Source organism: Pseudomonas sp. DVZ6 (assembly GCF_024259445.1).
Lineage (GTDB): Bacteria > Pseudomonadota > Gammaproteobacteria > Pseudomonadales > Pseudomonadaceae > Aquipseudomonas > Aquipseudomonas peradeniyensis.
This window is the reverse complement of the sequence record NZ_JANCLM010000010.1, coordinates 1-25,790: the sequence shown is the minus strand read 5'-3', so window position 1 is coordinate 25,790 and position 25,790 is coordinate 1. Positions and strand designations below refer to the sequence as shown.

Genomic DNA, 25,790 nt, shown 5'->3' with positions numbered 1-25,790 from the left:
CCCGCTGCACCTGCGACAAAAACAACTACAAGGCGATACCCAATGACTGATGTACAAAGCACCACGAGCGTTTGTGCGGATTCGGCTGCCCTGGCTTCGGCCAGCGGCTCGACCACCTGGAACCGCCACGACACCACCTGGGCCCTGGGCCTGTATGGCACGGCGATCGGCGCCGGCACCCTGTTCCTGCCGATCAACGCCGGGGTCGGCGGTTTCTGGCCGCTGCTGATCCTGGCGCTGCTGGCGTTCCCCATGACCTTCTTCGCCCATCGGGCGCTGACCCGCTTCGTGCTGTCCGGGCGCAAGGGTGGCAACGAGGACATCACCGAGGTGGTGGAAGAGCACTTCGGCGTGGGCGCCGGCAAGCTCATCACCTTGCTGTACTTCTTCGCCATCTTCCCGATCCTGCTGGTCTACAGCGTGGCCTTGACCAACACCCTGACCAGCTTCTTCGAACACCAGCTGCACATCGGCGCGCCGCCGCGAGCGCTGCTGGCCCTGCTGCTGATCTGCGGGCTGATGATCGTGGTGCGCTGTGGCCAGCAGATCATCGTCAAGGCCATGAGCGTGCTGGTCTATCCCTTCGTTGCCTCGTTGCTGCTGCTGGCCTTGAGCCTGATTCCCAACTGGAACGGCGCGTTCTTCGCCCAGGCCAACGAAGGCATCAGCGCCTCGAAGCTGCTGCTGACCTTGTGGCTGGCGATCCCGGTGATGGTGTTCTCGTTCAACCACTCGCCGATCATCTCGGCGTTCGCCGTCGACCAGAAGCACCGTTATGGCAATGACGCCGACCGCAAGAGCGGCCGCACCCTGGCCACCGCCCATGTGATGATGGTGCTGACGGTGATGTTCTTCTGCTTCAGCTGCGTGCTGGCCCTGAGCCCGGCCGACCTGGCCGCCGCCAAGGCGCAGAACATCTCGATCCTGTCGTACCTGGCCAACCACTTCCAGACTCCGGTGATCGCCTTTGTCGCGCCGCTGATCGCGCTGGTGGCGATCACCAAGTCGTTCCTTGGCCACTACATCGGTGCCAGCGAGGGTTTCCAGGGCATGATCGTCAAGAGCCTGCGCGGGCGCGGCAAGACCTGGCCGGCCAAGCGCCTGGAGCGCGCCACGGCGTTGTTCATGCTGGTGACCTGCTGGGCGGTGGCGACCCTCAACCCGAGCATTCTCGGGCTGATCGAAAGTCTGGGTGGGCCGGTGATCGCCTGCTTGCTGTTCCTGATGCCGATGTATGCGGTACAGAAGGTGCCGGCGTTGCGCCAGTACTCGGGCAAGCTGTCGAACGTATTCGTGGTCTTGATCGGCTTGATCACGCTGTCGGCGATCGCCTATAGCTTCATGGCCTGACCGATGATCGCGGGGCCAGTCCGCTCCCACACCTTGATGTGGGGGCGGGCTGGCCCCGCGACGGTTCAGGTCAAGCGTTTTCCAGGTGCTTGATCACCGCCTTCAGGCGCTCCGCGGGTTGCGGTTGATCCTGGTGGGTGATGTCCGGCGCCTTGCGCACGCGGCCATGCTGGTCGACCCAGTGGCCGTTGCTGAAGTACCGGTAGCTGGCGGTGCCGATGTTCCAGCCCTGGTCGAGTAGACCCTGCAGGTGGAAGCTCTGGGCGATCTGGCTGAGCGGGCCGCTTGGGCTGCCATCCAGGTGCAGGACAATTGACGGGCTACCTACGGGCGCGAACGGCAGCTCGCTGTAGCCGCCCCACACCTTGGCGTGGAAGACCTGGACCGGATGCGTGGCCTGGATGATGGAGGCCCTGCCGGTGACCTTCTTCTGCACGGTATTGACCAGCAGGTCGAGGGTCAGGATAGGTGCGCCGAGCAGCCCGTTGCTGACGTTCAGGCGGGTATGAAAAAGTCCGAAGGACATGCTGATTCTCCTTGTCTGCTCAGGCTTTCTTGGCGGCTTTGGCGGCCGGGCTCTTGGTCGAGGCGAGGGCCTGGTCCAGGGCTTTGCCCACGGCACCGCTGGCCAGTTGCTTGAGTTGCGCGACGTCACCAGTGGCGATCACGGCCTCCAAGGTGGCGTTGTGCAGTTCGGTCGTCAGGTCGACGTTCGGCAGTGTCTGGATGCGTTTGAGCTCAAGCACGACGGGTACGTTGTCCACCTCGATCCAACGCTGGCCGTTGTAGTAACGGTAGCTGGCCGTGCCTTTCTGCCAGTCCAGGTCAAGCAGTGCGCGCAGTTCGAACTGCTCCGGCGAATTGGCGTGTGGGCCACCGTGGTTGCCACGTACCGTCAGCAGGATCTTGCCTTCGCTTGGTGGTTGCACGGTGAGGTAGCTGTAGCTGCCCCAGGCATCCAGGCCCAGCTCCAGCGGTGGGTTGGTGGTCTGGGTGATCAGCGCGTGGCCGTTGACGCTGCGGTCTGGGGTGTAGACCAGCAGGTCCAGCTGCAGGCGCGGGGCGCCCGGGGCATTGGTACCAATGAGGTAGGACACCGGGAACAGGCCTTCCGACGGTGCGGTCAGCGATACAGACATGATTGCCTCCGTTGCATTCAATGAATGAAATACCGTAACCAACGCTTGCGCAGGCGGACGGGGGAGAAAAGGGGGAGAGGCAGGTAGACGGGCGGATGTACTGGCGTGCCCGGTGCGAGCGGCTGTTGGCAGCCGGCTTGTGCAGCCATCCCTGAAGTGCGGTGCCGCCTGCCTGGCAGCTCGCTTGAGTTAAGCAGGCAAAAAATGCTGTGATGGCCTTTTTGCAGTATGTCCGACGAGTGGTGTCAATAAGGCCTGCAAGCCGGCTCCCGTTTCGTGGGAGCGGGCTTGCCCCGCGATGAGCTACGGGCTGGACGGACTCACTTCGACTTCTGCTGCAACGCCACGAAGCTGCGGCGCATGTCGCTGGCCCAGCCATCGAGCACCGGCTTGACGTCGTTCAGGGTCAGTTGCGTGCTGTCGTTCTCCAGCTCCTTGCCGCTGCCCTTGCGCACCACCTGGGCCAGCACGTTCTGGTTGCCGCCGTCGAGGAATGCAGCCTCCACGGCGATGTCCACGGCCTGGTCGCGGCCGCCGGCGGCCGTGTTCACCGCCGCGGCCACCAGGGCGATGGGAATCACCTCGTAGGGTTTGAGGCCCTCGGTGCTGGTGGACACTGCGGTGATCGCCGGGCGCACCACGATGGTGTTCGGGCCAGGCTCCTTGACCAGGGTGAGCACGCTACCCAGTTCGCGGCGCATCGCTTCGTTGAAGTAGCGGGTGATCTCCTGCAGGGTCTGCGCCGAGATCACGTTGGTCGGTTGCGGCTTGGGATAGAACTGGCTCGGTTCGATGAACACCTTGGTGTACTGGCTGGCCTTCACATCCGGGTCGATCCAGCGCATCACCGGCGCACCGGAGACGCTCTCGGCGGGCTTCAGGCGGCTGTAGTCCTTGAGGAAACCGGAATAGTCCTTGGGATCGACACGGTTGCTGGAGCAGGCAACCAGGGCCAGCAGAGCAGCGCACAGCAGGGTGGTGCGAGGCAGGTGCTTCATGATGACGAGGTCCATGAGGGAAGTGGCCAGAACAACGCTAGCAGGTGGTTGGCGGATGGCCAGCAAGAGGGCATCAGGCATGGATTGAATGAGTACTGCGATTGGGGGATGTGGCTGGCAGGAGCTTTATCAGATAGAACACCGCGTGGGCGGTGCTCTAACTAACGGACACAGCATGTTCCCGCCGTGTGCCTTGTCGCCCTTACACAACCCCTGCCATGTCCAACCCCTGCGGTCAGCCCAGCGCCTCGCGCAACCGGTACCACAGCATGCCCAGCGCCAGCAGCGGCGAGCGCAATGCCTTGCCGCCGGGGAAGGTCAGGTGCGGCACCGCGCTGAACACATCGAAGCCCTGGCTGTGCTCGGTGGCGATGGCCTCGGCGAGCAGCTTCGCGGTCCAGTGGGTGACGTTAAGTCCATGCCCAGAGTAACCCTGGGCATAGTAAACGTTAGGGTGCTGGCCGAGGCGGCCGACCTGGGGGAAACGGTTGGCGGTGATGCCGATCATGCCGCCCCACTGGTAGTCCAGGCGCACCTCGGCCAGTTGCGGGAACACCTTTAGCACTTTGGGCCGCATGTAGGCGCCGATGTCCTTCGGGTCGCGCCCGGAATAGTGGCAGGCGCCGCCGAACAGCAGGCGGCGGTCGGCGGTCAGGCGGTAGTAGTCCAGCCCCACCTTCTGGTCGCACAGTGCCATGTTCTGCGGGATCAGCGTGCGCGCCAGGGCCTCGGGCAAGGGTTCGGTGGCCACCACATAGCTGCCGGCCGGCAGGACCTTGCCGCTCAGGCGCGGCTCCAGCGCGTCGAGATGAGCGTTGCAGCCCAGGATCAGGCTCTGGGCGCGCACCCGGCCCCGGGCGGTGTGCAGGGTCACCGTACTGCCATGTTCGATACGCAGCACCGGGCTGTGCTCGAAGATCCGCACACCCAGGCCGTGGGCGGCGCGCGCCTCCCCCTGGACCAGGTCGAGCGGGTGCAGGTGGCCCGAGCCCATGTCCACCAGGCCGCCGGCGTACAGGTCGCTGGCGACGATCTCGCGCATGCGTTCGGGGTTGACCAGGCGGGTCTCGTGGCGATAGCCCAGCTCGGCCAGGTCGCGCTGCTCGTCTTCGAAGGCGGCGAACTGGGCGGGGGTGTTGGCCAGCTCGCAGAAGCCCCAGCGCAGGTCGCATTCGATACCGTACTGTTCGATGCGCCGGGCCACCAGCGCCACCGAATCGATGCCGGCCTGCTTGAGGTAGCGCACGCCGTCCTGGCCGACGTGACGGGCGAAACCGGACACGTCATGGCCGATGCCGCGGATCAGCTGGCCGCCGTTGCGCCCGCTGGCGCCCCAGCCGATGCGGCGGGCTTCCAGCAGGATCACCGAGAGGCCGCGCTCAGCCAGTTCGAGGGCGGCGTTGACCCCGGTCAGGCCGCCGCCGACCACGCAGACATCGGCCTGCAGGTCCTGGTCGAGCGCAGGGTAGGTGGCCGCCAGGCGCGCCGAGGCGGCGTAGTAGGAGGCGGTGTGTTCGTTCATCTGTGGCATGGGCGGGCTCGGCTCAGCGGTTGGACTTGATCTTGCTCCAGGAGCGGGTCATCTGCCGCAGGATCCCGGGGCTCTGCATGGTCGAGACATACAGGTTGTCCAGCACGTCCTGGGGCGGGTAGATCTCGGGGTTGTTCACCAGCGCCGGGTCCATGTCGGCCTTGGCATCCGGGTTGGCGTTGGCGTAGCCGACCGTGGCGCTGACCTTGGCGATCACCTTGGGGTCGAGCAGGTAGTTGATGAAGGCCAGGGCCTGCTCGGGGTTCTTGGCGTCCTTGGGGATGGCCAGCAGGTCGAACCACAGGTTGCTGCCTTCCTTGGGAATGCTGTAGGCGACCTTGACGCCATTGCCGGCCTCCTCGGCGCGGTGGGCGGCCTGCAGCACGTCGCCGGAATAGCCGAAAGCAATGCAGACGTCGCCGTTGGCCAGGTCCGAGACGTACTTGGAGGAGTGGAAGTAGGTGATGTACGGGCGCAGTTCCAGCAGGCGGGCCTCGGCCTTGCGGTAGTCGTCGGCCTTCTCGCTGCGCGGGTTCATGCCCAGGTAGTTGAGCATGGCCGGGAACAGTTCGTCCGGCGAGTCCATGAACGCCACGCCGCATTGCTTGAGCTTCTTCAGGTTCTCGGCTTCGAACAGCACCGCCCAGGAGTCAATCCGGTCGATGCCCAGCACCGCCTTGACCTTGTCGACGTTGTAACCGATGCCGTTGGTGCCCCAGAGGTACGGCACGGCGTACTGGTTGCCCGGATCGTTCTGCTCCAGCTGCTTGAGCAGTTGCGGGTCCAGGTGCTGCCAGTTCGGCAGCTTGCTGCGGTCCAGCGGCAGGAACGCGCCGGCCTGGGCCTGGCGCGCGAGGAAATGGTTGGAGGGCACGACCACGTCGTAGCCGGTGCGCCCGGCCAGCAGCTTGCCCTCCAGGGTCTCGTTGGAGTCGAACACGTCATAGACCACCTTGATCCCGCTGCTGGCCTGGAAATCAGCCAGGGTGGTGTCACCGATGTAGTCGGTCCAGTTGTACACGCTGACCGTCGGCTGGGCCTGGACGGCGGCGCCGAACAGCAGGGCGAAGGTTGCGGGGATCAAAGCTTGCGGATGACGCATGTCGACACCTCGTTGGTCTTGTTCTTCGAATTCGGTGGTGTAGGGGCTGCTGCGCAGCCCATTCGCGGTACAAGGCCGCTCCTACTGAACGCGCGCAGCCCCTGTAGGAGCGGCCTTGTGCCGCGAAAGGGGCGCAAAGCGCCCCCGAGGGGGCTTAAACGCTCAGCAGCAGGAACTCCCGCTCCCACGAGCTGATCACCCGCTTGAAGTTCTCATGCTCGGCGCGCTTGACCGCGACGTAGCCCTGGACGAACTGCTGCCCCAGGTACTGCTGGACCTTCTCGCAGTCTTCCATGTGCTGCAGTGCGTCCTCGATGGTGATCGGCAGGCGCAGGTTGCGTCGCTCGTAGGCGCGGCCCTGCACCGGGGCGCTGGGCTCCAGTTTTTCGACCATGCCGATGTAACCGCACAACAGGCTCGCGGCGATGGCCAGGTAGGGGTTGGCGTCGGCACCCGGCAGGCGGTTCTCCACGCGCATCGCTTCGGGGCTGGACGTTGGCACGCGCAGCCCGGCGGTGCGGTTCTCCTCGCCCCATTCGACGTTCACCGGCGCCGAGGTGTCGGGCAGGAAGCGGCGGAACGAGTTGACGTTCGGCGCGAACATCGGCAGCAGCTTGGGGATGTACTTCTGCAGGCCGCCGATATGGTGCAGGAACAGTTCGCTCATGCTGCCGTCGTCATTGGCGAAGATCGGCTTGCCGGTGGCGATGTCGACCACGCTCTGGTGCAGGTGCATGGCGCTGCCCGGTTCGTCGGTGATCGGCTTGGCCATGAAGGTGGCGGTGACGTTGTGCTTGAGCGCCGCCTCGCGCATCGTGCGCTTGAACACGGTGATCTGGTCGGCCAGGTCCAGGGCGTCGCCATGACGGAAGTTGATCTCCATCTGCGCCGGGCCGTCCTCGTGGATCAGCGTATCCAGGTCCAGGCCCTGGATCTCGCACCAGTCGTAGACGTCCTCGAACAGCGGGTCGAATTCGTTGGCGGCATCGATGGAGAACGACTGGCGGCCACTCTCGGCGCGGCCGGAACGGCCCAGTGGCACCTGCAACGGCAGGTCCGGGTCTTCGCAGCGCTGGGTCAGGTAGAACTCCATCTCCGGCGCGACGATCGGTTGCCAGCCCTTGTCGGCGTAGAGTTTCAGAACCTTCTTCAGCACGTTGCGCGGCGACAGCTCGATGGGGTTGCCCTGCTTGTCGAAGGTATCGTGGATGACGATCGCGGTCGGTTCGATGGCCCAGGGGATCTGGTACACCGCCGTGGGGTCGGGGCGGCAGACCATGTCGATGTCGGCGGCGTCGAGCAGGCTGTAGTAGATGTCGTCATCGACGTAGTCGCCGGTGACGGTCTGCAGCAGCACGCTCTCGGGCAGGCGCATGCCGCGCTCGTGGAGGAACTTGGCGGTCGGGGCGATCTTGCCGCGGGCGATGCCGGTCAGGTCGCTGATCACGCATTCGACTTCGGTGATCCGGTGTTCTTTCAGCCAGGTGGACAGCTGATCGAAGGGGGCGTTCATACAAACCTCTTGGTTGGGTAGTTGTGGTGGGACGCAAGGCGTTCATCGCCGCAGGGCACTTCCCACAGGTGACGCTGAGGACTATCTTGGTCGCTGCCCCCCGGGCGATCTATCCACTTTCTTCGGCAATCAATGCACCAAAAGAGTGCAACTAGGACAGCGCGTGACAACGCCAACCGCCTTGCAGGTCCAGGACATCCGCACCACCGACGTGACCGAACAGACCCGCGCCACCCCGGGCTGGCAGCAGCAGTACCGGCAGATGTCCCCCGGGCATTTCAACGGCCAGCTGCGCTGGCTGGGGCTCGACGGCGTCGAGGTGTACGAGGAGCGCCTGAACACCCGGGTCGAGCAGTTCTTCCGCGCCCCCAGCGGTGCCCTGGCGTTCTGCTTCGACCGTAGCGAGAACAGCCTCTACCTGCTCAACGAAGACAGCCGCAACATCTGGATCACCCCGGAGAACTACCAGGAAGTGGCGGTGGTGTTCGAGCAGCCGTTCCTGGCCAGCCATGGGCTTGACCTGGAGCGTCTGCGCGGCCTGTTCATGGTGCCGCTGACCTGCCAGCAGAATGCCCTGTTCGGCAACTGGCTGAGCGCCACCCTGACCCGGCTGGGCCAGGCCGATTGCCCGCTGGAGGGCAGGGCGCTGGCCGAGCAGTTGCTGGAGGACTGCCTGTTCATCCTCGACAACGCTGGGCAGCGTCTGCAGGGCGAGGCGCTCGGACGGCGCGACGAGGAGCGGGCGATCATGCGCCGGGTCAGCGAATGGGCCGCCGACTGCCCCGACGAGACCCTCAACCTGGTGGAGCTGGCCAAGGTCGCCGGGGTTTCCGTGCGTCAGTTGCAGCAAGCCTTCAAGGGCTTCACCAACCTGCCGCCGGCACACTGGTTGCGCCTGCGGCGGCTGAACGGCGCGCGGCGCGACTTGCTGGCAGGCGACGCGACCGTGGCCGAGGTGGCTATGCGCTGGTCGTTCTGGCATTTGGGGCGGTTTTCCGAAAGCTACCGCCAGCTGTTCCGCGAACTGCCGAGCGAGACGCTCAGGCGTGGTCGGGGAAACTGATTACGAAAGGTCTGCTTGGGCGGTTTCCGGCAGTTGCCGAACTTCCTGTGTAGGAGCGGCCTTGTGCCGCGAACGGGCCGCAGAGCGGCCCCGGCGATCTGTCTTGTGGCGCAGGCTCTGGGGGCGCTACGCGCCCCGTTCGCGGCACAAGGCCGCTCCTACACAGGGATCGCGCAGGGTTTGAGGCAGAGGGTCAGTTGCGGTCCAGCCACACCGTCTGGGCGTTGGTGAACTCGCGCACGCCGAAGTGCGACAGCTCACGGCCGAACCCGCTCTTCTTCACACCGCCGAACGCCACGCGAGGGTCAGAGGCGCAGTAGCCGTTGATGAACACGCCACCGGTGTCCAAAGCCGCGGTCATGCGCTCGGCCAAGGCATAGTCGGCGGTGTAGATCGTTGCGGCCAGGCCGAATTCACTGTCGTTGGCCAGCTCCACCGCGTGGTCTGCATCGCGGGCGCTGATGATCGCCGCCACCGGGCCGAACAGTTCCTGCTTGAAGGCGGTCATGTCCGGGGTGACGTTGGCGAACACGGTAGGCGCGTAGAAGTTGCCCACACCTTCGATCTTGCTGCCGCCCAGCAGCAGGGTGGCGCCCTCGGCCAGGGTTGCCTGGACCTGGCCGTCGAGTTCGTCGCGCAGGTCGTAGCGGGCCATCGGGCCGATGTAGGTGGCGTCGTCCAGTGGGTTGCCGATGGTCAGCGTGCGGGTGGCCGCGACGAACTTCTCGGTGAACGCTTCGACGATGCTTTGCTCGACGATCAGGCGCTTGGCGGCGGCGCAGACCTGCCCGGTGTTCTGGTAACGGCCGATCACGGCGGCCTTGACCGCGGCATCGAGGTCGGCGTCGGCCAGCACGATGAACGGGTCGGAACCGCCCAGTTCGAGCACGCACTTCTTCAGTGCGGCGCCGGCCTGCGCGCCGATGGCCATGCCGGCGCGCACGCTGCCGGTAAGAGTGATGGCGGCGATGCGCGGATCGTTGATGGCGCGGGTGACACCTTCGGGGGTGACGTTGAGCACCTCGAACACGCCTTCAGGCAGGCCGGCGCGCTTGAACAGGTCGGCCAGCAGATAGGCGCTGCCCATCACGTTGGGCGCGTGCTTGAGCACGTAGGTGTTGCCCGCCAGCAGCGCCGGTACCGCGCCGCGCAGCACCTGCCAGACCGGGAAGTTCCACGGCATCACGGCGAGGATCGGGCCCAGCGGGCGGTATTCGATGCGGGCCTTTTCGACCTGGGTGGGCTCCGGCGCCAGCATGGCCGGGCCGTGTTCGGCGTACCACTGGCACAGGCTGACACACTTGTCGACTTCGCCGCGGGCCTGGCTGATCGGTTTGCCGATCTCGCGGGCGATCATCTGGGCGAAGGCCTCGGCGTTGGCCTGCAGGGCTTGCCCGAGCGCGACCAGGTACTCGCTGCGCTGCCCCAGCGACACTTTGCGCCACTGGTTGTAGCCCGCCTTGGCGCGTTGCAGCGCCGCGTCCAGTGCGGCGTCGGTGTCGAAGGCGTAGTGGCCGATCCGTTCGCCGCTGTAGGGGTCGACGGAAATGGCGTGGGTCAGGCTGCTGATCTCGCTCATGGCAGGACTCTCATTGTTTTGATCGGGTGAGCCCAGACTAGGGGTAGCGTGCTTTAATGAAAACTGAATAATAATGAGCGAAACATTCACGTTTGGAGAATGACCGTGGACCTGGTGCAACTCGAGATGTTCAAGGCCGTGGCCGAGCACGGCAGCATCAGCGCCGCCGCCCAGCAGATCCATCGGGTGCCGTCGAACCTGACCACCCGCATCAAGCAGCTGGAGGAGGACCTGGGCGTCGAGCTGTTCATCCGCGAGAAAAGCCGCTTGCGTCTGTCGCCGGCGGGCTGGAACTTCCTCGAGTACACCCGGCGCATCCTCGACCTGGTGCATGAGGCGAGGCTGACCGTGGCGGGCGAGGATCCTCAGGGCACCTTCGCCCTGGGTTCGCTGGAAAGCACGGCGGCGGTGCGCATCCCGGCCTTGCTGGCGGCGTACAACCAGCGCTACCCCAAGGTTGACCTGGACCTCTCCACCGGCCCGTCGGGGACCATGCTCGAAGGCGTGCTGTCCGGGCGCCTGGTGGCGGCCTTCGTCGATGGCCCGGTGCTGCACCCGACGCTCGAGGGCATGCCGGTGTTCGAAGAAGAGATGATGGTCATCGCGCCGCTCAACCACCCACCGGTCACCCGTGCCCGTGATGTGAACGGTTCGAGCATCTACGCGTTTCGTGCCAACTGCTCGTACCGCCACCATTTCGAGAGCTGGTTCGTCCATGACCAGGCGGTGCCGGGCAAGATCCACGAGATGGAGTCGTACCACGGCATGCTGGCCTGCGTCAGTGCCGGCGCGGGCCTGGCGATGATGCCGCGCAGCATGCTCGACAACATGCCGGGGTGCAGCACGGTCAGTGCCTGGCCGATGGCCGAGGACTTCCGCTACCTGAAGACCTGGCTGGTGTGGCGGCGGGGCACGGTGTCGCGCAGCCTGAGCATGTTCATCAAGCTGCTGGAAGAGCGTCGAGAGCTGCCTACGCCCTGACGGACTAACGGTGCGCCGGGATGCGAACCCCAGCCTCGGAAAATCCTCCAAATTGTGTAGACCATCCCCCAAGCGGGAGGAATGCACCATGCGTACCCATCATTACGGCCTGTGCGCGGCGCTGTTGCTGGCCTTGGCCATGCCCTGGACATTGGCGGCGGCCGCCGACCTGAACGCGCCCATCGATTCGCAAGGCGTGCAGCTGCAGCCCCAGGAACAGAACGGCATCCTTTACCTGCAGGGCGGCATCGGCCAGGACGAGGCCAATGCCCTGCGCCGCACGCCCGGCTATGACTTGCACATCACCCTCTCGACCGGCGCGGACGGCAAGTTCCAGAGCGGTGCCGCGCTGGATATCCAGTCGGCCCAGGGGCAATCGGTGCTGGCGCTGCAGGACGTCGGGCCGCTGATCTTCGTGCAGTTGCCTGCGGGGCACTACCGGGTGATCGGCAATGCCGATGGCCGTACCGTGCAACAGCAGGTGACGGTGGATGGCAAGGCGCCGGCGCGGGTTGATCTGAACTGGCGCTGAGGGCCAGCCCTTTCAAGGTCTTTTGGGCGCCAGGCGATAGACCGAGTGAGGGCTACCACGGTGTCCGCCGTCAGGCTGGCAGCGCCTGTGAGATCGAGCGCCGCCCGCGCGGCACAAGGCCGCTCACACAGGCATAGCGCGTGGCTTGAGGGCCGCGCGGTCGCTGTGGGAGCGGCTTCAGCCGCGAACACCGGCGCAGCCGGTGCCAGGCACCGCGTCGCCTGCTTCGCGGGTAAACCCGCTCCCACAGGGATCGCGCCAGATTCTAAAAATTGAGCAAGACAGTTGCTCCCACATTTGTTTCGGGCCAATTTCTCCTGTGCCATTACCTGGTCCGCTCTGTTGGTACGACGCGGTTTCAGCGTGGTCGCTACCGCCGCTCCACATGGCTCAAGACATGCGCCAAAGCGGGCAGCGGTACCCTTACAGGACTCACTGGCCCGAAACAGATGTAGGAGCGGCCTTGTGCCGCGATGCGCCGCGCGGGCGGCGCTCGATCTCATAGGCGCAGGAGACTTCGCGGCGAACACCAAGACGAATGAACCCTCGAATGGAACGCAGTGTCCTTAGCCAATAGTGGCAAATCACTTTTCACTTTCAGAGCATTCGGACAATAATCGAGGAAGTATTACCACTTGTAACCCGGTTGGATGTGCCGGGGCGCTGGTGCACAACGAGGGGCGCAGCCCCCACTTGCCCGCAGGCACGCGCCAGGTCGCGCGCCTGCCCGTGAAGACCATCAGGAGAAGTCATTTGATGAAGACCCGTCTCGCCACTACGTTGGCTGCCGCTGTGCTGGCATTCGCCGGCGCCAACCTGGCCCAGGCCGCCCAGGTGTCCGGTGCCGTCGGCGCCACTGGCCAGGGCGACATGACCTACCGTATCGGGATGTCGTTCGACTGGGACAAGAAATGGCTGGAAAGCAGCACCGGCCACCTGACCGGTTACTGGGACGCAGCCTACACCTACTGGGAAGGCGGCGAGGCCAGCGGCGCTCACTCGCTGTCGTTCAGCCCGGTGTTCGTCTATGAGTTCAGTGGTTTCACCTACACCCCGTTCATCGAGGCCGGTATCGGCCTGGCGGCATTCTCCAAGACCGACGTGGGCGACCAGCGCCTGGGCTCGTCGGTGAACTTCGAGGACCGGATCGGTTTTGGCCTGAAACTGCCGGCGGAGCAGAAGGTCGGCATCCGTGCGATGCACTATTCCAACGCTGGGCTGAAGCAGCCTAACGATGGGATCGAGTCGTACTCGCTGTTCTATAGCAAAGGGTTCTGAACCGAACAAACCCGCTCCCGCAGCGTGGGAGCGGGCTTGCCCCGCGATGCTGCCTCAACGCACCGCCTTGATCGCCAGCACATTGCACAGCGGGTGCTCCAGCACATGTGCCGTGGTGCCGCCGAGAAACGCCTGCAAGGCATCGTGCCGGTGGTTGCCCATGACGATCACATCCACCCGGTGGGCGGCGATGTACTGGGTGATCGCCTTGACCGCCGGGCCTTCGAGGAAGTGACGACGCTCCAGGTCAATCTGGTAGTGGTCGCCCAAGCGGTTGAATGCCGTGCGCTGGGCCGTGCGCACGCTGGTGTCGAACCCGGGCATGGTCACGGTGCCGGCGCCGAAGTCGGCGATATGGGTCCTGGTCGCATCACACACGTGCAACAGGTGCAGCTCGGCATTGCACTGTAGGGCCAGGGCGTGGGCGCTGCGGATCACCTGGTCGTCCAGATGCTCGCCGCTGCCATGGCTGTTGAGGTCGACCGCTGCGGCGATCTGTCGGGGCAGTGGCAGGCGGATGTCGCTGACCAGGTGCACCGCCACCGGGCTGTCCTTGAGCAGTTGCCAGTCCAGCGGCGTGACCAGCAGGCGCTTGAGGATGGGTTCGTGCTGCACGTCCTTGACCAGCAGGTCGCAGCCCAGGCGCTCGATCTGCTCCAGCACGCTGCTCGATGGATCGCGGGTCAGCAGCAGTTCGGTGGAGACATCCAGGCCGGCCGTGCGCAGCTGTTCGGCCTCGTCGGCCAACCACTGGCGGTTGTCCTCGAGCAGGCGTTCGCGCTCGCGGCTGTCGCTCATCAGGCCGAAAGTGTCGACATCGTCGACGAAGACATTGAGGTCCAGCAGGGCCCCGCTGGATTCGGCCAGCGCCGCGGCGCGCTGCAGGGCAGGCGTGTGGCGCATCTGCGGGCCGAGCATGACCAACAATCGCTTGAACTGGCTCATCTCACACCTCCACGTGTGGCAGCCCCCTGTTCAGTCTAGACCCGCCGCCGGTGAAATCCTGTGGAGCGACGGCGGGTCGTCTTTCAGTGCGGCGCGCGCGGGATGGTCTTGAGCAGGTCTTCCGGGCTGATGTGCCCGACTACCTGGGCCACCGCGCTGCCCGGGGTCGGCAGGTCGATGATGTGGCTCTTCATCTTGCCGATCACGTGCATCTCGCAAGGCTTGCAGTCGAACTTCAGGGTCAGCACTTCATCGCCCTGGATCAGCTGCATCGGCGCCACCTTGGTGCGCACGCCGGTTACGCCCTTGGCCTGCTTGGGGCACAGGTTGAAGGAGAAGCGCAGGCAGTGCTTGGTGATCATCACCGGCACTTCGCCGTGCTCCTCATGGGCCTCGTAGGCGGCGTCGATCAGCTGCACGCCGTGGCGGTGGTAGAAGTCGCGGGCCTTCTGGTTGTAGACGTTGGCCAGGAACGACAGGTGCGACTCGGGGTACACCGGCGGTGGCGTGGTCTCGGCCTTGCGTCCGCCCCGTGGGTGCGCCTGGATCCGTGCTGCGGTCAGCGCCTCGATGGCTTCGCGGCGCAGGGCCTTGAGCTGCGAGTTGGGGATGAAGTAAGCCTGTGGTGCATCGAGCTCGATGGCCGTGGCGTGGTACATCGTGGTCCCCAGCTGACCAAGCAGGTCGTGCAGTTGGTCCAGGGCCTGCTGTGGCTTGTTGGCGGCACCGAACGGCCCGTCGAGGGCCACTTGCACACTGACACCCTCTTCACTGCTGAGGGTGAGCATCAGGCGCTGTTCGCGCAGTACCGCATGCCACTCGACACCGACCCGACGCTCGGCGGAGGTGCGCTGCAGCGCCTGCTGCCAGTTGTGGTCGAGGTTGCGCGACAGCGGGTGGTTGGGGCGCAGCTTGTACAGGCCCTCGGGCATCTCGTTGGGCTCGACGCGGTAGCGGTAGCGTTTCTGGCCGTCTTCCTCGGATTCGCTTTTCAGCTCGGCGATGTTGGCGCGGAAACCCACGACCTCGCGCTTGACCAGCACGTTGAGGCCGTCGCCGTTGGTCAGCGGGACATCGGTGGCCACCAGCAGGTCGCGTTTGCCGACTTTCTCCACCACGCCCACCGGCAGGCCGGTGAAGGTCGGCGAGTCAAAGGCGCCGATGTCGATCTTGCGATCACTGACGAAGTAGTCGGTGCTGCCACGGTGGAAGGTCTTGTCCGGATCCGGCACGAAGAAGTGCTCGGTACGCCCGCTCGAGGCGCGGGCCAGCTCAGGACGGTCCTCGAGGATGGCGTCGAGCTCCTTGCGGTAGTGGGCGGTGATGTTTTTCACATAGCCCACGTCCTTGTAGCGGCCCTCGATCTTGAACGAGCGCACGCCGGCATCGACCAGGTCGCGCAGGTTGGCGGTCTGGTTGTTGTCCTTCATCGACAGCAGGTGCTTCTCGAAGGCCACCACGCGGCCCTGGTCGTCCTTGAGGGTGTAGGGCAGGCGGCAGGCCTGGGAGCAGTCGCCACGGTTGGCGCTGCGACCGGTCTGGGCGTGGGAGATGTTGCACTGGCCGGAGAAGGCCACGCACAGCGCACCATGGATGAAGAACTCGATGGCCGCGTCGGTCTCGGCGGCAATGCTGCGGATCTGCTGCAGGTTCAGCTCGCGGGCCAGCACCAGCTGGGAGAACCCGGCCTGGTCAAGGAACTTGGCCCGCTCCAGGGTACGGATGTCGGTCTGGGTGCTGGCGTGCAACTCGATCGGCGGGATATCCAGTTCCATCACCCCCAGATCCTGCACGATCAGCGCATCGACACCGGCGTCGTACAGCTGGTGGATCAGCTTGCGGGCAGGCTCCAGCTCGTTGTCGTGGAGGATGGTGTTGATGGTGGTGAAGACGCGGGCATGATAGTGCCGGGCGAACTCTACCAGTTCGGCGATATCGCTGACTTCGTTGCAGGCGTTGTGGCGTGCGCCGAAGCTCGGGCCGCCGATGTAGATGGCGTCGGCGCCATGCAGGATCGCCTCGCGGGCGATGCTCACGTCACGGGCAGGGCTGAGCAGTTCCAGGTGGTGCTTTGGAAGGGACATGTCGTTATAGGTTCGGGCTGTCACGGTAAGGCGGGCATTGTAGCGGTGAATCGGGGCGGGGGCATCCCATAACCGATGAACTTGCCCAAACGGTGGTAGTGGGCCTGGCATTTTTGTCAGTTATGCGTGCGGCGCGGTGATGATAGCGTCGGGCCCAATATCTTTCTGCGAAAGGTTGTGCGATGACCTTCAGCCGTTTGGCCGTGATCGATCAGCAGCGATCGGTGCTGGGAGGCTCCAGCTTGCCCAGGGCTTACATGCCGTATGGGGCCGTTTCCGATAAGCGTGGTGCGCTGTTGGCTTACTGCGGCCAGCCCCACGACTCGCTGACCGGCCATTATCACTTGGGCAACGGGCATCGGACCTTCAATCCATTGTTGATGCGGTTCAACTCGCCGGATCGGTTGAGTCCGTTTGGGGTGGGTGGGATCAATGCTTATGCGTACTGTCAGGGCGATCCGATCAACTTCCAGGACTCCCGGGGTACTGAGAGGACATTTGTCAGATCACTCCTGGCCACGGCGGCGTCAGCAGTAGGTACGGCTGGTGCGAACGAGGCACCCCATCACTTCAAACAGTTATGGGATATGTCCGTATATTCGGGGAATCGGAAAATACTGATAGACAATCAGCTTGAGGGGTTGGCCGGGCAACCCGTGACATTCATGCAGAGGGCTACCCATGGTTTTGGAGCACTGACTAGTACAACTTCAGCTGTAGTTGGGTGGGGGGCAGGCGTCTATCTAGGCGCCACGGAGGAGGGGGGTGGTCATTGGGCGACGGAGTTGGGATTGCTTGGCGGGGTCGTCAGTGCCGCTGCGATTTCCAAGGTTTCTGACATGTTCTCCTCCAGCCAAGAGGTCAATTTTGGCGCCAAGGCAAAGGAGTTGCAGGTTGATATCGACCGTATGTACCAAGAGAAAAGGGTGCGAGCTCAGACGTCACCTATGGGCCAGGTGGCAATTGGTGTTGGTGAGACGCTTAATGCGGCATTGCGCGGTGGAGCACAAGAAAGCAGCGTTTGATGAAGGGCCAGTCGTCATGGGGCCGCGTCGTAGGCGGCCCATGAACAGATCTCAGCCCTTGGCCGCCATCGCCGTCACTTCCACACGCATCCCCTCGAACGCCAGCGAAGCCACGCCCACCGCCGCGCGCACTGGCCACGGCTTTTTGAAGAACCGCTGGTACACCTCGTTGAACGCCGCCCGGTCGGCCATGTCGGTCAGGTAGATGGTCAGGTGCAGCACTCGGTCCATCGAGCTGCCAGCGCGTTCCAGGGCGACCTTGAGTGCCTGCAGGGTGCATTCGCACTGGGTGGTGATATCGCCCAGTTCGAGGCTGCCGTCGGCCTGCACGGGGATCTGGGTGCTGACCAGGATGCCGTTGTACTCGGCAACGTCCGAGGAGATCGAGTCGGCGTCCGGGTCGGGGGTGTAGATGATGTCGCTGTTAGCCATGGGGTTTCGCCTTGCAACGGAAGGAAACCGCCAAGCCTACGCGAGCGGGTCAAGCAGGTCGAGGCGTGGCGGCCGGTCGCGGGCATTTGAAATGCGCGGCGCGGGCGGTCAGAATCGCGCCCCGACCCGGCCACAGGCGCCGGGCCCAGGTTGTCAGAAGAGGCTTGCGTTGAACGAACACACATTGTCCATGCGTCTGGAGCGGGTGGCCGTCCATGTGCCGACCGGGGCGCGGTTGGCCGATATCGGCTCGGACCATGGCTACCTGCCAGTGGCGCTGGTGCGCCGCGGTGCGATTGCCGCAGCGGTGGCCGGCGAGGTGGCGCTCACGCCCTACGAGGCCGCACGGCGCACGGTGCGCGAGAACGGCCTGGAGGATCGCATCACCGTGCGTCATGCGAGTGGCCTTGCGGCGATCGAGCCGGGCGATGGCGTCACCGCGATCAGTATCTGCGGCATGGGCGGCGAGACCATTCGCGACATTCTCGAGGCTGGCAAGCAGCACCTGGGCGGGCACGAGCGCCTGGTCCTGCAACCCAACGGCGGCGAGCCGGCGTTGCGCCAGTGGCTGATGGACAACGGCTACCGGATCGTCGGCGAGGAAGTGCTGCGGGAAAACCGCTTCGACTACGAAATCATCGTCGCCGAACGTGCCGAGGCGGTCGCCTATACGGCCGAGCAGCTGTACTTCGGCCCGCTGCTGATGCAGGCACGCAGCCCGGCTTTCCTGTTCAAGTGGCAGCGCATGCTGCGCCAGAAGCAGCAGAGCCTGGACAACTTCGCCCGGGCACGCCAGCCAGTGCCCGAGGACAAGGTGCGCGACATCACCCGCCAGGCCGGCTGGATCCGCGAATTGCTGGCCTGAGCCTAATGCCAGTCAGTTAGTGCTTCATCGTAGTTATTGGGGCTGCTTTGCAACCCTTCGCGGGTAAACCCGCTCCTACAGGATCGCGCAAACGCTGAATAGAGCGCTGTACTTGTGGTAGCGGGTTTACCCGCGAAGGGGCGCGGAGCGACCCCAATTGGCTTTACTGACTGGCATCAGGCCTGAGCCCATTCATTTCGGGTTGACCACGCTGGCGGGCACCTTCAGCACCAACATGCCACCGAAGACGATGGCCACGGCCAGCACCTGCAGGGCCAGGCCAGGGTTGGCGGTGCTGTCGCGCATCCAGCCGATCAGGTAGGGCGCGGCGAACGAGGCAATGCTGCCGAATGAGCTGATCATGGCGATACCGGCGGCCTGCGTGCCACCGGCCAGGAACGCCGGCGGCAGTTGCCAGAACATCGGCAGCGCGGCGCTGGCACCCATGCCGGCGATCACCAGCCCGGTCATCACCAGCAAGGCATTGCCCGGCGCCGACCCGGCTAGGGCGATGCCGGCGGCGGCCATCAGCAGCGGCACGCACAGGTGCCAGCGGCGTTCGCGCTGGCGATCCGAGGAGCGCCCGCAACCGAGCATGAACAGGCATCCGGCCAGATAGGGGATGGCGCTGAGCAGGCCGACCTGGCCATCGCTGCCGATACCGGCGCCGTGGATCAGACTGGGCATCCAGAAAGCCAGGGTGTTGACCGCCAGCATCACCGCGCAATACACCGCCACCAGCAGCCAGACCTGCGCATTGCCGAGCAGGCCGGCCAGCGATCTGATGGTTTTGTGCCGCTCCTCACCGGTCATTTCCTCGCGCAACGCATGCTTTTGCCCGGCATCGAGCCAGGCGACCTGCTCGAAGCTGTCCGGCAGGCACTTGAGCACCACCAGCCCGAGCAGCACCACCGGCAGACCCTCGATCAGGAACATCCATTGCCAGCCGCGCAGGCCGCCCTGGTCATGGAAGGCCTGGAGAATGCCGCCGGACAACGGTCCGCCGACCACGCCGGCCAAGGGCACGGCAATGGCGAACAGCGCGGTGATCTGGGCGCGACGCCGTGCCGGGTACCAGCGGTTGAGCACTACGAGGATGCCGGGGAAGAAACCCGCTTCAGCCACCCCCAAAAGAAACCGCAGGGCATAGAAACCGGCGGCGTCCTGCACCCACATCATGCCGGTGGACAACAGGCCCCAGACCACCATCAGGGTGGCGATCCAGCGGCGCGGCCCGATCCGCTCCAGCGCCAGGTTGCTGGGCACGCCGAACAGCGCGTAGGCGATGAAGAACAGACCGGCGCCCAGGCCGTAGACCGTGTCGGAAAAGCCCAGGTCGGCGCTCATCTGCATCTTGGCGAAGCCGATGTTGATGCGATCCAGATGGGCGAACAGGTAGCACACCAGCAGCAGCGGCATCAGCCGCCAGGTGATGCGGGCATGGGTGGCGTCGCAGGCGCGCACGGACGTGGCCGTGGAGGTTTCTATCGTATTCATGGTCCGGGACGTTCTTGTTGTTGTCCCGGCAGATCATGCGGCGGTGTCGCGGGCGGGCAAATGCACTTTCAGCAAGATGGCTGGTATTTTTCCCAGGGCTTACAGCTGCGAGCAGTTGCCCATCTGGCGATAGTCGACTTCGCGGGTCTGGCCCTGGTGGTCGACGTAGACCATGTGCGCGGTGCCCACCTGGCAGTCGGCGTCATTGCTGGCCGGGGTGATCGAGATGACCTTGGCGATGTCCAGCGGCATGCCGTATTCGTAGGTGCTGGCAGTGGTGTCGGCCAGTGCGCCAAACGAGGCGAGGGTGGCGCTCAGGGCGAGCAGGGCGATCGAACGTTTCATGACAGGCTCCTTATTTATTGCGGATAGCTAATGATCCATTCATTTGTGTTTCACAATAAATGGGCTATCACGTGATAGATTGCTGCCTTTCATGTATGAATGAGGCTGCCTGCCCATGGACATGCTGCATGCGATGCGAACCTTCGCCCGGGTAGTGGAGTGCGGCAGCTTCGCCGCGGCGGCCCAGGCCCTGGATATCTCTGCGGCGCAGGTGTCGCGGATCGTCGCGGAGCTGGAGAACCAGTTGCAGACCCGCCTGCTGCACCGCACCACCCGGCGCCTGCGCATGAGCGAGGCGGGGGAGCGGTTTCTCGAGCGCACCCGGCAGATCATGCTGCTCACCGAGGAGGCGGTGGACGAGGCCCGTGGCGCCCACCTCACGCCTCGCGGCCACCTGCGTTTCCATTGCACCCATGGCCTGGGGTTGCTGATGATGCCGCTGGTGGCACGCTACAACGCCACCTGCCCGGAAGTGGTGATGGAACTGACCCTGTCGCAGCGCAACCCCGACCCGCTGGCCGAGGGGCACGATGTGGTGATCACCATCGGCCAGGGCCTGCCGGACTCGCAACTGATCGCCATCCCGCTGGGCAGCATCCACAGCATCCTATGTGCCTCCCCGGAGTACCTGGCCCGCCACGGCGTACCTGAGCGGCCTGAGGATTTGCATGAGCACATCTGCCTGCGCACGGTCGACCCGCTGTTCGAGGAGGACTGGTCGTTCGAGGGCCAGCCCGAAAGCTGTGTGATCGTGCCCCAGGACACCTTCCTCACCAACGTCGCCGACGCCATGCTCAAGGCCACCGAACTGGGCATGGGCGTGGGGCTGCTGCCGTACTACTCGGCGAGCCAGGCCATGGAGGAGGGGCGCCTGTGCCGGCTGCTGGCGCCGCACCGGCTGCGCCAGCGCGAGATCTATGCGATCTATCCGTCGCGGCATTACCTGGATGCCAAGGTGCGTACCTGGCTGGACTTTCTCAAGGAGCAGTTGCCGTTGCTGTTTGCCGAGCACCAGCGGGTGGTGGATGAGCCTCGCTACTGGCGTTGACGCATATCGCGGGGCAAGTCCTTTCAAGGTTTTTGCAATTTTTGCATATGACCGCTCCAACTCAGGATTGCTGGGGTCGCTTTGCGACCCTTTCGCGGCACAAGGCCGCTCCTACAGGATCATGCGGTCGCCTGTAGGAGCGGCCTTGTGCCGCGAAAGGGCTGCAAAGCAGCCCCGGCAAATCCAAGTCGGACGCCAATTATCATCACCTTGTCAACGGCTGTCCTGATCCTCGGCACTGCCACCTGACGCCCCGGCCCCGGAGCCTGTGGCTTCACCTGTGCTGTTGGAGCCTCCAGCAGCGCCGTCGGCAGCATCGGAATCGCTTCCGGTGTCACTGCTGTCGTTGTCCTTGCTGCCACCGGGGTTGTTGATGCTGCCGTCTTCACCGGCGGTCTTGCCTTGGTCCGTGGCCTGTCCGGTGTGACCGTTGCCATCGTTCATGTCGGTCGCGGCAAGGCTGAGGGTGGCGCCGCCACCGAGCAGCAGCGCCAGCATCAATGCGAGGGGGCGTGGATTGACCATGATGAATCTCCTGTCGAATGACCTGTCATCGTTGGGCTGCCACGGTGGTGCCAAGGTGCCCGTCAAGCGACAGGCGGTCCTTGGCGCGGGCTTTCAGTGGGCGTCGGGACGCGGCGACTGCTGGCCGTGCGTGGCGTCCATTGCCTCCAGCGTCGGGTGCTCCTGGGCCGCGTGCATCAGGTCCTCGGTCACCCGCAGTTCCGCGCCGGTCGGCGAGAATGTCGCGGTCGGCGCGAACGGCGCCGGGTGCTCCGGTGCCGGGCGCTTGCCACGACGCCAGAGGAAGAAGCCGACCATGGCCAGGTTGATCACCGCGAAGGCCCAGAACAGTCCAGCCTCGCCGTAAGCGGTCATCATCGGCGAAATGGCCAGCGGCGCCATGGCCGAGCCCAGCGAGTTGATCAGCAGCAGCCCCTGGATCATCGGCACCAGCGCATCGGCCGGGGCGCGGTCGGCGGCGCTGCTGACGGCCACCGGATACAGGGCGAATACGCCGCCGCCGAGCAGGAACAGCAGCGCCGGCAGCAGCACGGTGTCGGCCGGCAGCAGCACGATCAGCACCGACAGCACGGTGCACAGGGCGGCCAGGGCGATCAGCACGTCCTGGCGGTCCTTGCGGTCCGACCAGCGCCCGACCGGGTACTGCAGCAGCATGGCGCCAAGAATGACCCAGGCCATCATGTCGCCGACCTTGCCCACATCCAGGCCGATGCGCTGCAGGTACAGCGGCAGCAGGGCGTAGATGCCGGCGATGGCGACCCCCGAGCCGAAGCAGCCGACCAGCCCGGTCGGCGCCACGCCCAGCAACTGCCGTGGCTTGAGCGGCTCGACCTGATCCAGCAGCGGCGACACCCGTGGCAGGATCACGATCGGCAGCACCGACAGTGTGGCGAGCATGCCGGCGACCATGAACGGCGCGGTGTCGCCCCAGCCGGTGACCTCGCCCAGGCCGGCCTGGGCGATCACCCCGGCGCCGTAGAAGGCAATCATGTACAGCGCCAGCAGGCGTCCGCGGATCTTGGCGTCGCCGGCCAGCAGCAGCCAGCTCTCGATCACCAGGAACACCCCGACCGCGGCCCAGCCGTTGATCAGGCGCAGGGCGAACCACCAGGTGGTGTCGTAGAACAGGCCCTGCAGCAGGATGGTCGCGCCGATCAGCGCGGCGAAGCTGCTGTAGGCGCGGATATGGCCGATGCGCAGGATCAGGCGGTCGTTGAAGATCGCGCCCAGGGTCAGGCCGATGAAGTAGGCCGAGGACACCACGCCGATGGTGGTCGCCGATTCGCCGGCGGCGCCCAGGCGCAGGGTGGTCAGGGAAGACAGCACGCCATTGCCCAGGGCAATGATGAACAGGCCGAGCAGGGGTGCCAGCGCCATCGCCAGCAAACGCACAGACATAGTTACCTCAAGGTTGAAAAGAGCTCAGATGCACCTTTTCGGCTGCACGGGCCGGGTCGTGGCAGCGTGCAGTACGGCCTGGGCGGGCTGCGACCTTGGCAAGATTCAACCGCGGACCTGATGCAGGCAGGTCGGGCGGGGGCGGTTGAGCCTGTGGCACATGCGCGATGTGATGAGGCACGGACGCTGTCTTTGCGGGCGGTTGCCACCGGCTGGGGCGACGGGCGAAAAGGAGGCGGGATTTTAAGGCCTGTGCAGGATTTGCCAAGTAGGAAAAGGCTGCGACGAGTGGCCGCAGGGGCGTCAGTCCAGCCTCTGTGCCGCCAGCAGCAGGGATTGTGGTACCTGGCTCTGCGGATGCTGTGGTTCCTGCAACGCCAGCAGGCCGAACCCGGCCAGCTCCAGCGCCTTCAGCCAACTGCCCAGGGTGCGGAAGTACCAGGGCATGGGGCGCCAGTCACCGGTGAATCCGGCAAACGATTCCTCGCGCCAGCCGTCCTGGTAGTGGCCGGCAGCCGCCGTCCACGGGTGCAGGGTCTGGATCAGCAGCGTGCCGTCGGGCAGCAGCAAGGTCCGCATGGCGCAGAGCAGGGGGATGATGTCCTGTTGCAGCAGGGCGAAGTTGGCGCACACCAGGTCATAGCCATGGCCGATGTCCACCGCACCTTCGGCCAGCTGCTGGTAGCTGGCCAGGTGTACTTGGGGCGAGCCCGCCGAGTGCGCGGCGGCGACCAGCGTCGCATCGCCATCCACGCCGACCGTGTCGATGCCCCGTGCCGCCAGGGCACGCAGCAACCAGCCCTCGCCGCAACCCAGGTCGAGCACCCGCGCAGGTTGTCGGCCCAGCACGGCCAGCAGTATCGCCTGGTCGGTGACCTCGCGGCGGGAGGCGATGGTGCCGGAGCGTACGGCTTCGATCCAGGCCTGGGCGTTGTGCTGCCAGCTGTCCAGCAGGGGATCGGTGGTGGGCATGCTCGGGTCCGATAAGGGCGGGTGGTTCTGGTGTGATGTTTTGCAAATACGACCAATAAATCGCGAGCGATTTTTGCGCTCAGGCAAGGCGTCGCGACGAGTCGTAGCCCAGCTACGGCGAGGAGCGACAACGCCGCATGAGCGCAAAAAGTGTCGCGAGTTATGGTCGTTATTTGTGAAACACCACACCAGCATAGGCCAGTCTTGTATCCGAGGTCCTTTGCTCTGCACACTGGCGCACCTGCGAAGGAGCATGGCATGGCACTTGCGAAAGCGGATTTCACCACGCGCCTGCTGGTCGAGGCCGGTATCGGCCCGGGCATGCGCGTGCTTGACGTCGGGTGTGGCAGCGGTGATGTGAGCTGGCTGCTGGCTCGCCTGGTGGACGGCGATGGCGCGGTGGTTGGCGTTGACCAGGCGGCTGATGCCCTGGAGCTTGCACGTTTGCGTGAGACACCCAAGGGCGCGGCGATACCTGAGTTCGTCCAGGCTGACCTGCAGGCACTGCCCGAGTCCCTGGGGTTGTTCGATGCCATCGTCGGGCGGCGGGTGCTGATGTACCAGGCGGAGCCGGTCAAGGCTTTGCGTCTGCTGGCCCGGCATCTGTTGCCCGGTGGGCTGATGGTCTTTCAGGAACACGACAGCAGCCTGACCCCGGCCAGCCTGGAACCCTTTGCGTTGCATCGCAAGGCCCAGCAGTGGTTGCAACGCATGCTGGCCCATGAGGGGGCTGATCTGCATATCGGTTTCAACCTGCATCGACTGTTCAGCGAGGCGGGGCTGGCGGTCGAGGACCTACGGGCCGAAGGCCTGGTGCAGACGCCCGACAGCGCCTATCCCCTGGCCGATATCATTCGTGCCTGCCTGCCGCGGATCATCAGCCATGGCGTGGCTACGGCCAGGCAGGTCGGGATCGATACGCTACAGGCGCGGCTGGAGGCCGAGCGGCTTCAGTCCCGGGGTATCTACATAGGCGACATGGCCTTTGGCATCTGTGCGCGCAAGCGCTGAACAATGTGTTTATTTGATCAAGGAGGTATCGGATGGCGCAGTACACCGCACAAGTGACCTGGAATCGTGACGGGCAGGATTTTCTCGGTAACCGCTACAGCAGGCGGCATTTGTGGCGTTTTGATGGTGGGGTGGAGGTGCCGGGCTCGTCCTCGCCCCATGTGGTGCCCTTGCCGATGTCGGATGCCTCGGCGGTGGACCCGGAGGAGGCGTTCGTCGCGGCGTTGTCGAGTTGCCATATGCTGTGGTTCCTGTCGTTGGCGGCCAAGCAGCGGTTTTGTGTCGAGCGGTATGTTGATGATGCCCTGGGGGAAATGGCGCTTGATGGGGCTGGGCGGATGGCCATGACCGTGGTCACCTTGCGGCCTTTGGTTGAGTTTTCCGGGGAGCGGAGGCCTAGTTTTGAGCAACTGGAGCGGTTGCATCATTTGGCGCATGAAGAGTGTTTTATTGCTAATTCGGTGAAGACTGAAGTGCGGTGTGAGCCGGTGGTTTCTGGGTGAGGCTTTGGTGCGGTTATTGATTGTTGATTGTTTAGAGAACTGTATGCGCATTCATTTGCGATGTTGAAGCTTAT

The 25,790-nt window shown here is 64.8% G+C and carries 25 protein-coding genes; 10 read left to right on the top strand and 15 right to left on the bottom strand.

The window, feature by feature from the left end; genetic code table 11:
* The first annotated feature begins 42 nt into the window (after positions 1 to 42).
* On the top strand, positions 43 to 1,350 hold the full coding sequence (locus tag NMG10_RS07795) for a serine/threonine transporter (protein WP_254464111.1): 1,308 nt from the start codon (positions 43 to 45) through the stop codon (positions 1,348 to 1,350).
* Positions 1,351 to 1,420: 70 nt separating this feature from the next.
* Here NMG10_RS07795 and NMG10_RS07790 read toward each other — a convergent pair whose 3' ends face one another.
* The 6 genes from NMG10_RS07790 to NMG10_RS07765 form a co-directional block, all read right to left on the bottom strand.
* On the bottom strand, positions 1,421 to 1,876 hold the full coding sequence (locus tag NMG10_RS07790; RefSeq protein WP_203652401.1) for a DUF1842 domain-containing protein: 456 nt from the start codon (positions 1,874 to 1,876) through the stop codon (positions 1,421 to 1,423).
* 19 nt (positions 1,877 to 1,895) lie between these two features.
* Positions 1,896 to 2,489, bottom strand: a complete 594-nt coding sequence (locus NMG10_RS07785) for a DUF1842 domain-containing protein (RefSeq protein ID WP_232855515.1) — start codon at positions 2,487 to 2,489, stop codon at positions 1,896 to 1,898.
* 320 nt (positions 2,490 to 2,809) lie between these two features.
* Positions 2,810 to 3,487 carry a DUF3313 domain-containing protein gene (locus NMG10_RS07780; protein WP_050705590.1) on the bottom strand — a complete coding sequence of 226 codons (678 nt, stop codon included), beginning with the start codon at positions 3,485 to 3,487 and terminating at the stop codon, positions 2,810 to 2,812.
* Positions 3,488 to 3,722: 235 nt separating this feature from the next.
* A complete protein-coding gene (locus tag NMG10_RS07775) occupies positions 3,723 to 5,018 on the bottom strand; it encodes an FAD-binding oxidoreductase (RefSeq protein WP_234562824.1) in 1,296 nt (431 codons plus the stop codon).
* 13 nt (positions 5,019 to 5,031) lie between these two features.
* On the bottom strand, positions 5,032 to 6,120 hold the full coding sequence (locus tag NMG10_RS07770) for a polyamine ABC transporter substrate-binding protein (protein ID WP_203652404.1): 1,089 nt from the start codon (positions 6,118 to 6,120) through the stop codon (positions 5,032 to 5,034).
* A gap of 154 nt (positions 6,121 to 6,274) precedes the next feature.
* On the bottom strand, positions 6,275 to 7,633 hold the full coding sequence (locus tag NMG10_RS07765; RefSeq protein WP_028689491.1) for a glutamine synthetase family protein: 1,359 nt from the start codon (positions 7,631 to 7,633) through the stop codon (positions 6,275 to 6,277).
* A 163-nt stretch (positions 7,634 to 7,796) separates the two neighbouring features.
* On the opposite strand from NMG10_RS07765, the gene NMG10_RS07760 reads away from it, so the two are divergent.
* Positions 7,797 to 8,696, top strand: coding sequence for a helix-turn-helix domain-containing protein (locus NMG10_RS07760; RefSeq protein WP_050705595.1), 900 nt, complete (start codon positions 7,797 to 7,799; stop codon positions 8,694 to 8,696).
* Between the two features lie 193 nt (positions 8,697 to 8,889).
* On the opposite strand, the gene NMG10_RS07755 is transcribed toward NMG10_RS07760, so the two are convergent.
* Positions 8,890 to 10,275, bottom strand: coding sequence for an aldehyde dehydrogenase family protein (locus tag NMG10_RS07755; protein ID WP_254464110.1), 1,386 nt, complete (start codon positions 10,273 to 10,275; stop codon positions 8,890 to 8,892).
* A 105-nt stretch (positions 10,276 to 10,380) separates the two neighbouring features.
* Between NMG10_RS07755 and NMG10_RS07750 the strand changes: the two genes are divergently transcribed.
* The 3 genes from NMG10_RS07750 (at position 10,381) to NMG10_RS07740 (ending at position 13,066) form a co-directional block, all read left to right on the top strand.
* Entirely contained in the window at positions 10,381 to 11,256 is an 876-nt protein-coding gene (locus tag NMG10_RS07750) for a LysR family transcriptional regulator (protein WP_186733201.1), read from the top strand.
* Between the two features lie 88 nt (positions 11,257 to 11,344).
* Positions 11,345 to 11,788: a carboxypeptidase regulatory-like domain-containing protein gene (locus tag NMG10_RS07745; RefSeq protein WP_254464109.1), complete on the top strand. Its 444-nt coding sequence runs from the start codon at positions 11,345 to 11,347 to the stop codon at positions 11,786 to 11,788.
* A gap of 756 nt (positions 11,789 to 12,544) precedes the next feature.
* The gene (locus NMG10_RS07740; protein WP_203652407.1) at positions 12,545 to 13,066 is read left to right on the top strand and encodes an acyloxyacyl hydrolase; all 522 of its coding nucleotides are present in this window, start codon (positions 12,545 to 12,547) and stop codon (positions 13,064 to 13,066) included.
* Positions 13,067 to 13,120: 54 nt separating this feature from the next.
* On the opposite strand, the gene NMG10_RS07735 is transcribed toward NMG10_RS07740, so the two are convergent.
* A complete protein-coding gene (locus NMG10_RS07735; protein WP_203652408.1) occupies positions 13,121 to 14,011 on the bottom strand; it encodes a universal stress protein in 891 nt (296 codons plus the stop codon).
* Positions 14,012 to 14,094: 83 nt separating this feature from the next.
* The gene (locus NMG10_RS07730; RefSeq protein WP_232855511.1) at positions 14,095 to 16,095 is read right to left on the bottom strand and encodes a U32 family peptidase; all 2,001 of its coding nucleotides are present in this window, start codon (positions 16,093 to 16,095) and stop codon (positions 14,095 to 14,097) included.
* 182 nt (positions 16,096 to 16,277) lie between these two features.
* Here NMG10_RS07730 and NMG10_RS07725 point away from each other — a divergent pair, with 182 nt between their 5' ends.
* On the top strand, positions 16,278 to 17,120 hold the full coding sequence (locus NMG10_RS07725) for an RHS repeat-associated core domain-containing protein (protein ID WP_254464108.1): 843 nt from the start codon (positions 16,278 to 16,280) through the stop codon (positions 17,118 to 17,120).
* A gap of 51 nt (positions 17,121 to 17,171) precedes the next feature.
* Here the strand turns inward: NMG10_RS07725 and NMG10_RS07720 are convergent, their stop codons facing one another.
* Positions 17,172 to 17,552 carry a RidA family protein gene (locus tag NMG10_RS07720; RefSeq protein ID WP_050705604.1) on the bottom strand — a complete coding sequence of 127 codons (381 nt, stop codon included), beginning with the start codon at positions 17,550 to 17,552 and terminating at the stop codon, positions 17,172 to 17,174.
* Between the two features lie 169 nt (positions 17,553 to 17,721).
* Between NMG10_RS07720 and NMG10_RS07715 the strand changes: the two genes are divergently transcribed.
* Positions 17,722 to 18,417 (top strand): tRNA (adenine(22)-N(1))-methyltransferase TrmK, encoded by a 696-nt coding sequence (locus tag NMG10_RS07715; protein ID WP_302328666.1) that lies wholly within the window; start codon positions 17,722 to 17,724, stop codon positions 18,415 to 18,417.
* Positions 18,418 to 18,609: 192 nt separating this feature from the next.
* Here the strand turns inward: NMG10_RS07715 and NMG10_RS07710 are convergent, their stop codons facing one another.
* Together NMG10_RS07710 and NMG10_RS07705 are read right to left on the bottom strand one after the other, a co-directional pair.
* Positions 18,610 to 19,914, bottom strand: a complete 1,305-nt coding sequence (locus NMG10_RS07710; RefSeq protein WP_254464107.1) for an MFS transporter — start codon at positions 19,912 to 19,914, stop codon at positions 18,610 to 18,612.
* 99 nt (positions 19,915 to 20,013) lie between these two features.
* A complete protein-coding gene (locus NMG10_RS07705) occupies positions 20,014 to 20,259 on the bottom strand; it encodes a DUF2790 domain-containing protein (protein ID WP_110738166.1) in 246 nt (81 codons plus the stop codon).
* Between the two features lie 115 nt (positions 20,260 to 20,374).
* On the opposite strand from NMG10_RS07705, the gene NMG10_RS07700 reads away from it, so the two are divergent.
* On the top strand, positions 20,375 to 21,307 hold the full coding sequence (locus NMG10_RS07700) for a LysR family transcriptional regulator (RefSeq protein WP_254464106.1): 933 nt from the start codon (positions 20,375 to 20,377) through the stop codon (positions 21,305 to 21,307).
* A gap of 213 nt (positions 21,308 to 21,520) precedes the next feature.
* Here NMG10_RS07700 and NMG10_RS07695 read toward each other — a convergent pair whose 3' ends face one another.
* The 3 genes from NMG10_RS07695 to NMG10_RS07685 all read right to left on the bottom strand — a co-directional run bounded on the left by NMG10_RS07695 (position 21,521) and on the right by NMG10_RS07685 (position 24,202).
* Positions 21,521 to 21,832: a hypothetical protein gene (locus tag NMG10_RS07695; protein ID WP_254464105.1), complete on the bottom strand. Its 312-nt coding sequence runs from the start codon at positions 21,830 to 21,832 to the stop codon at positions 21,521 to 21,523.
* Between the two features lie 93 nt (positions 21,833 to 21,925).
* Positions 21,926 to 23,230, bottom strand: a complete 1,305-nt coding sequence (locus tag NMG10_RS07690; protein ID WP_232855505.1) for an MFS transporter — start codon at positions 23,228 to 23,230, stop codon at positions 21,926 to 21,928.
* Positions 23,231 to 23,533: 303 nt separating this feature from the next.
* A complete protein-coding gene (locus tag NMG10_RS07685; RefSeq protein WP_254464104.1) occupies positions 23,534 to 24,202 on the bottom strand; it encodes a bifunctional 2-polyprenyl-6-hydroxyphenol methylase/3-demethylubiquinol 3-O-methyltransferase UbiG in 669 nt (222 codons plus the stop codon).
* A 258-nt stretch (positions 24,203 to 24,460) separates the two neighbouring features.
* Here NMG10_RS07685 and NMG10_RS07680 point away from each other — a divergent pair, with 258 nt between their 5' ends.
* Both NMG10_RS07680 and NMG10_RS07675 read left to right on the top strand, forming a co-directional pair.
* Complete coding sequence (locus NMG10_RS07680) at positions 24,461 to 25,213, top strand: methyltransferase domain-containing protein (protein ID WP_254464103.1); 753 nt, start codon at positions 24,461 to 24,463, stop codon at positions 25,211 to 25,213.
* A 32-nt stretch (positions 25,214 to 25,245) separates the two neighbouring features.
* Positions 25,246 to 25,716 carry an OsmC family protein gene (locus NMG10_RS07675; protein ID WP_186733215.1) on the top strand — a complete coding sequence of 157 codons (471 nt, stop codon included), beginning with the start codon at positions 25,246 to 25,248 and terminating at the stop codon, positions 25,714 to 25,716.
* Positions 25,717 to 25,790: the final 74 nt, after the last annotated feature.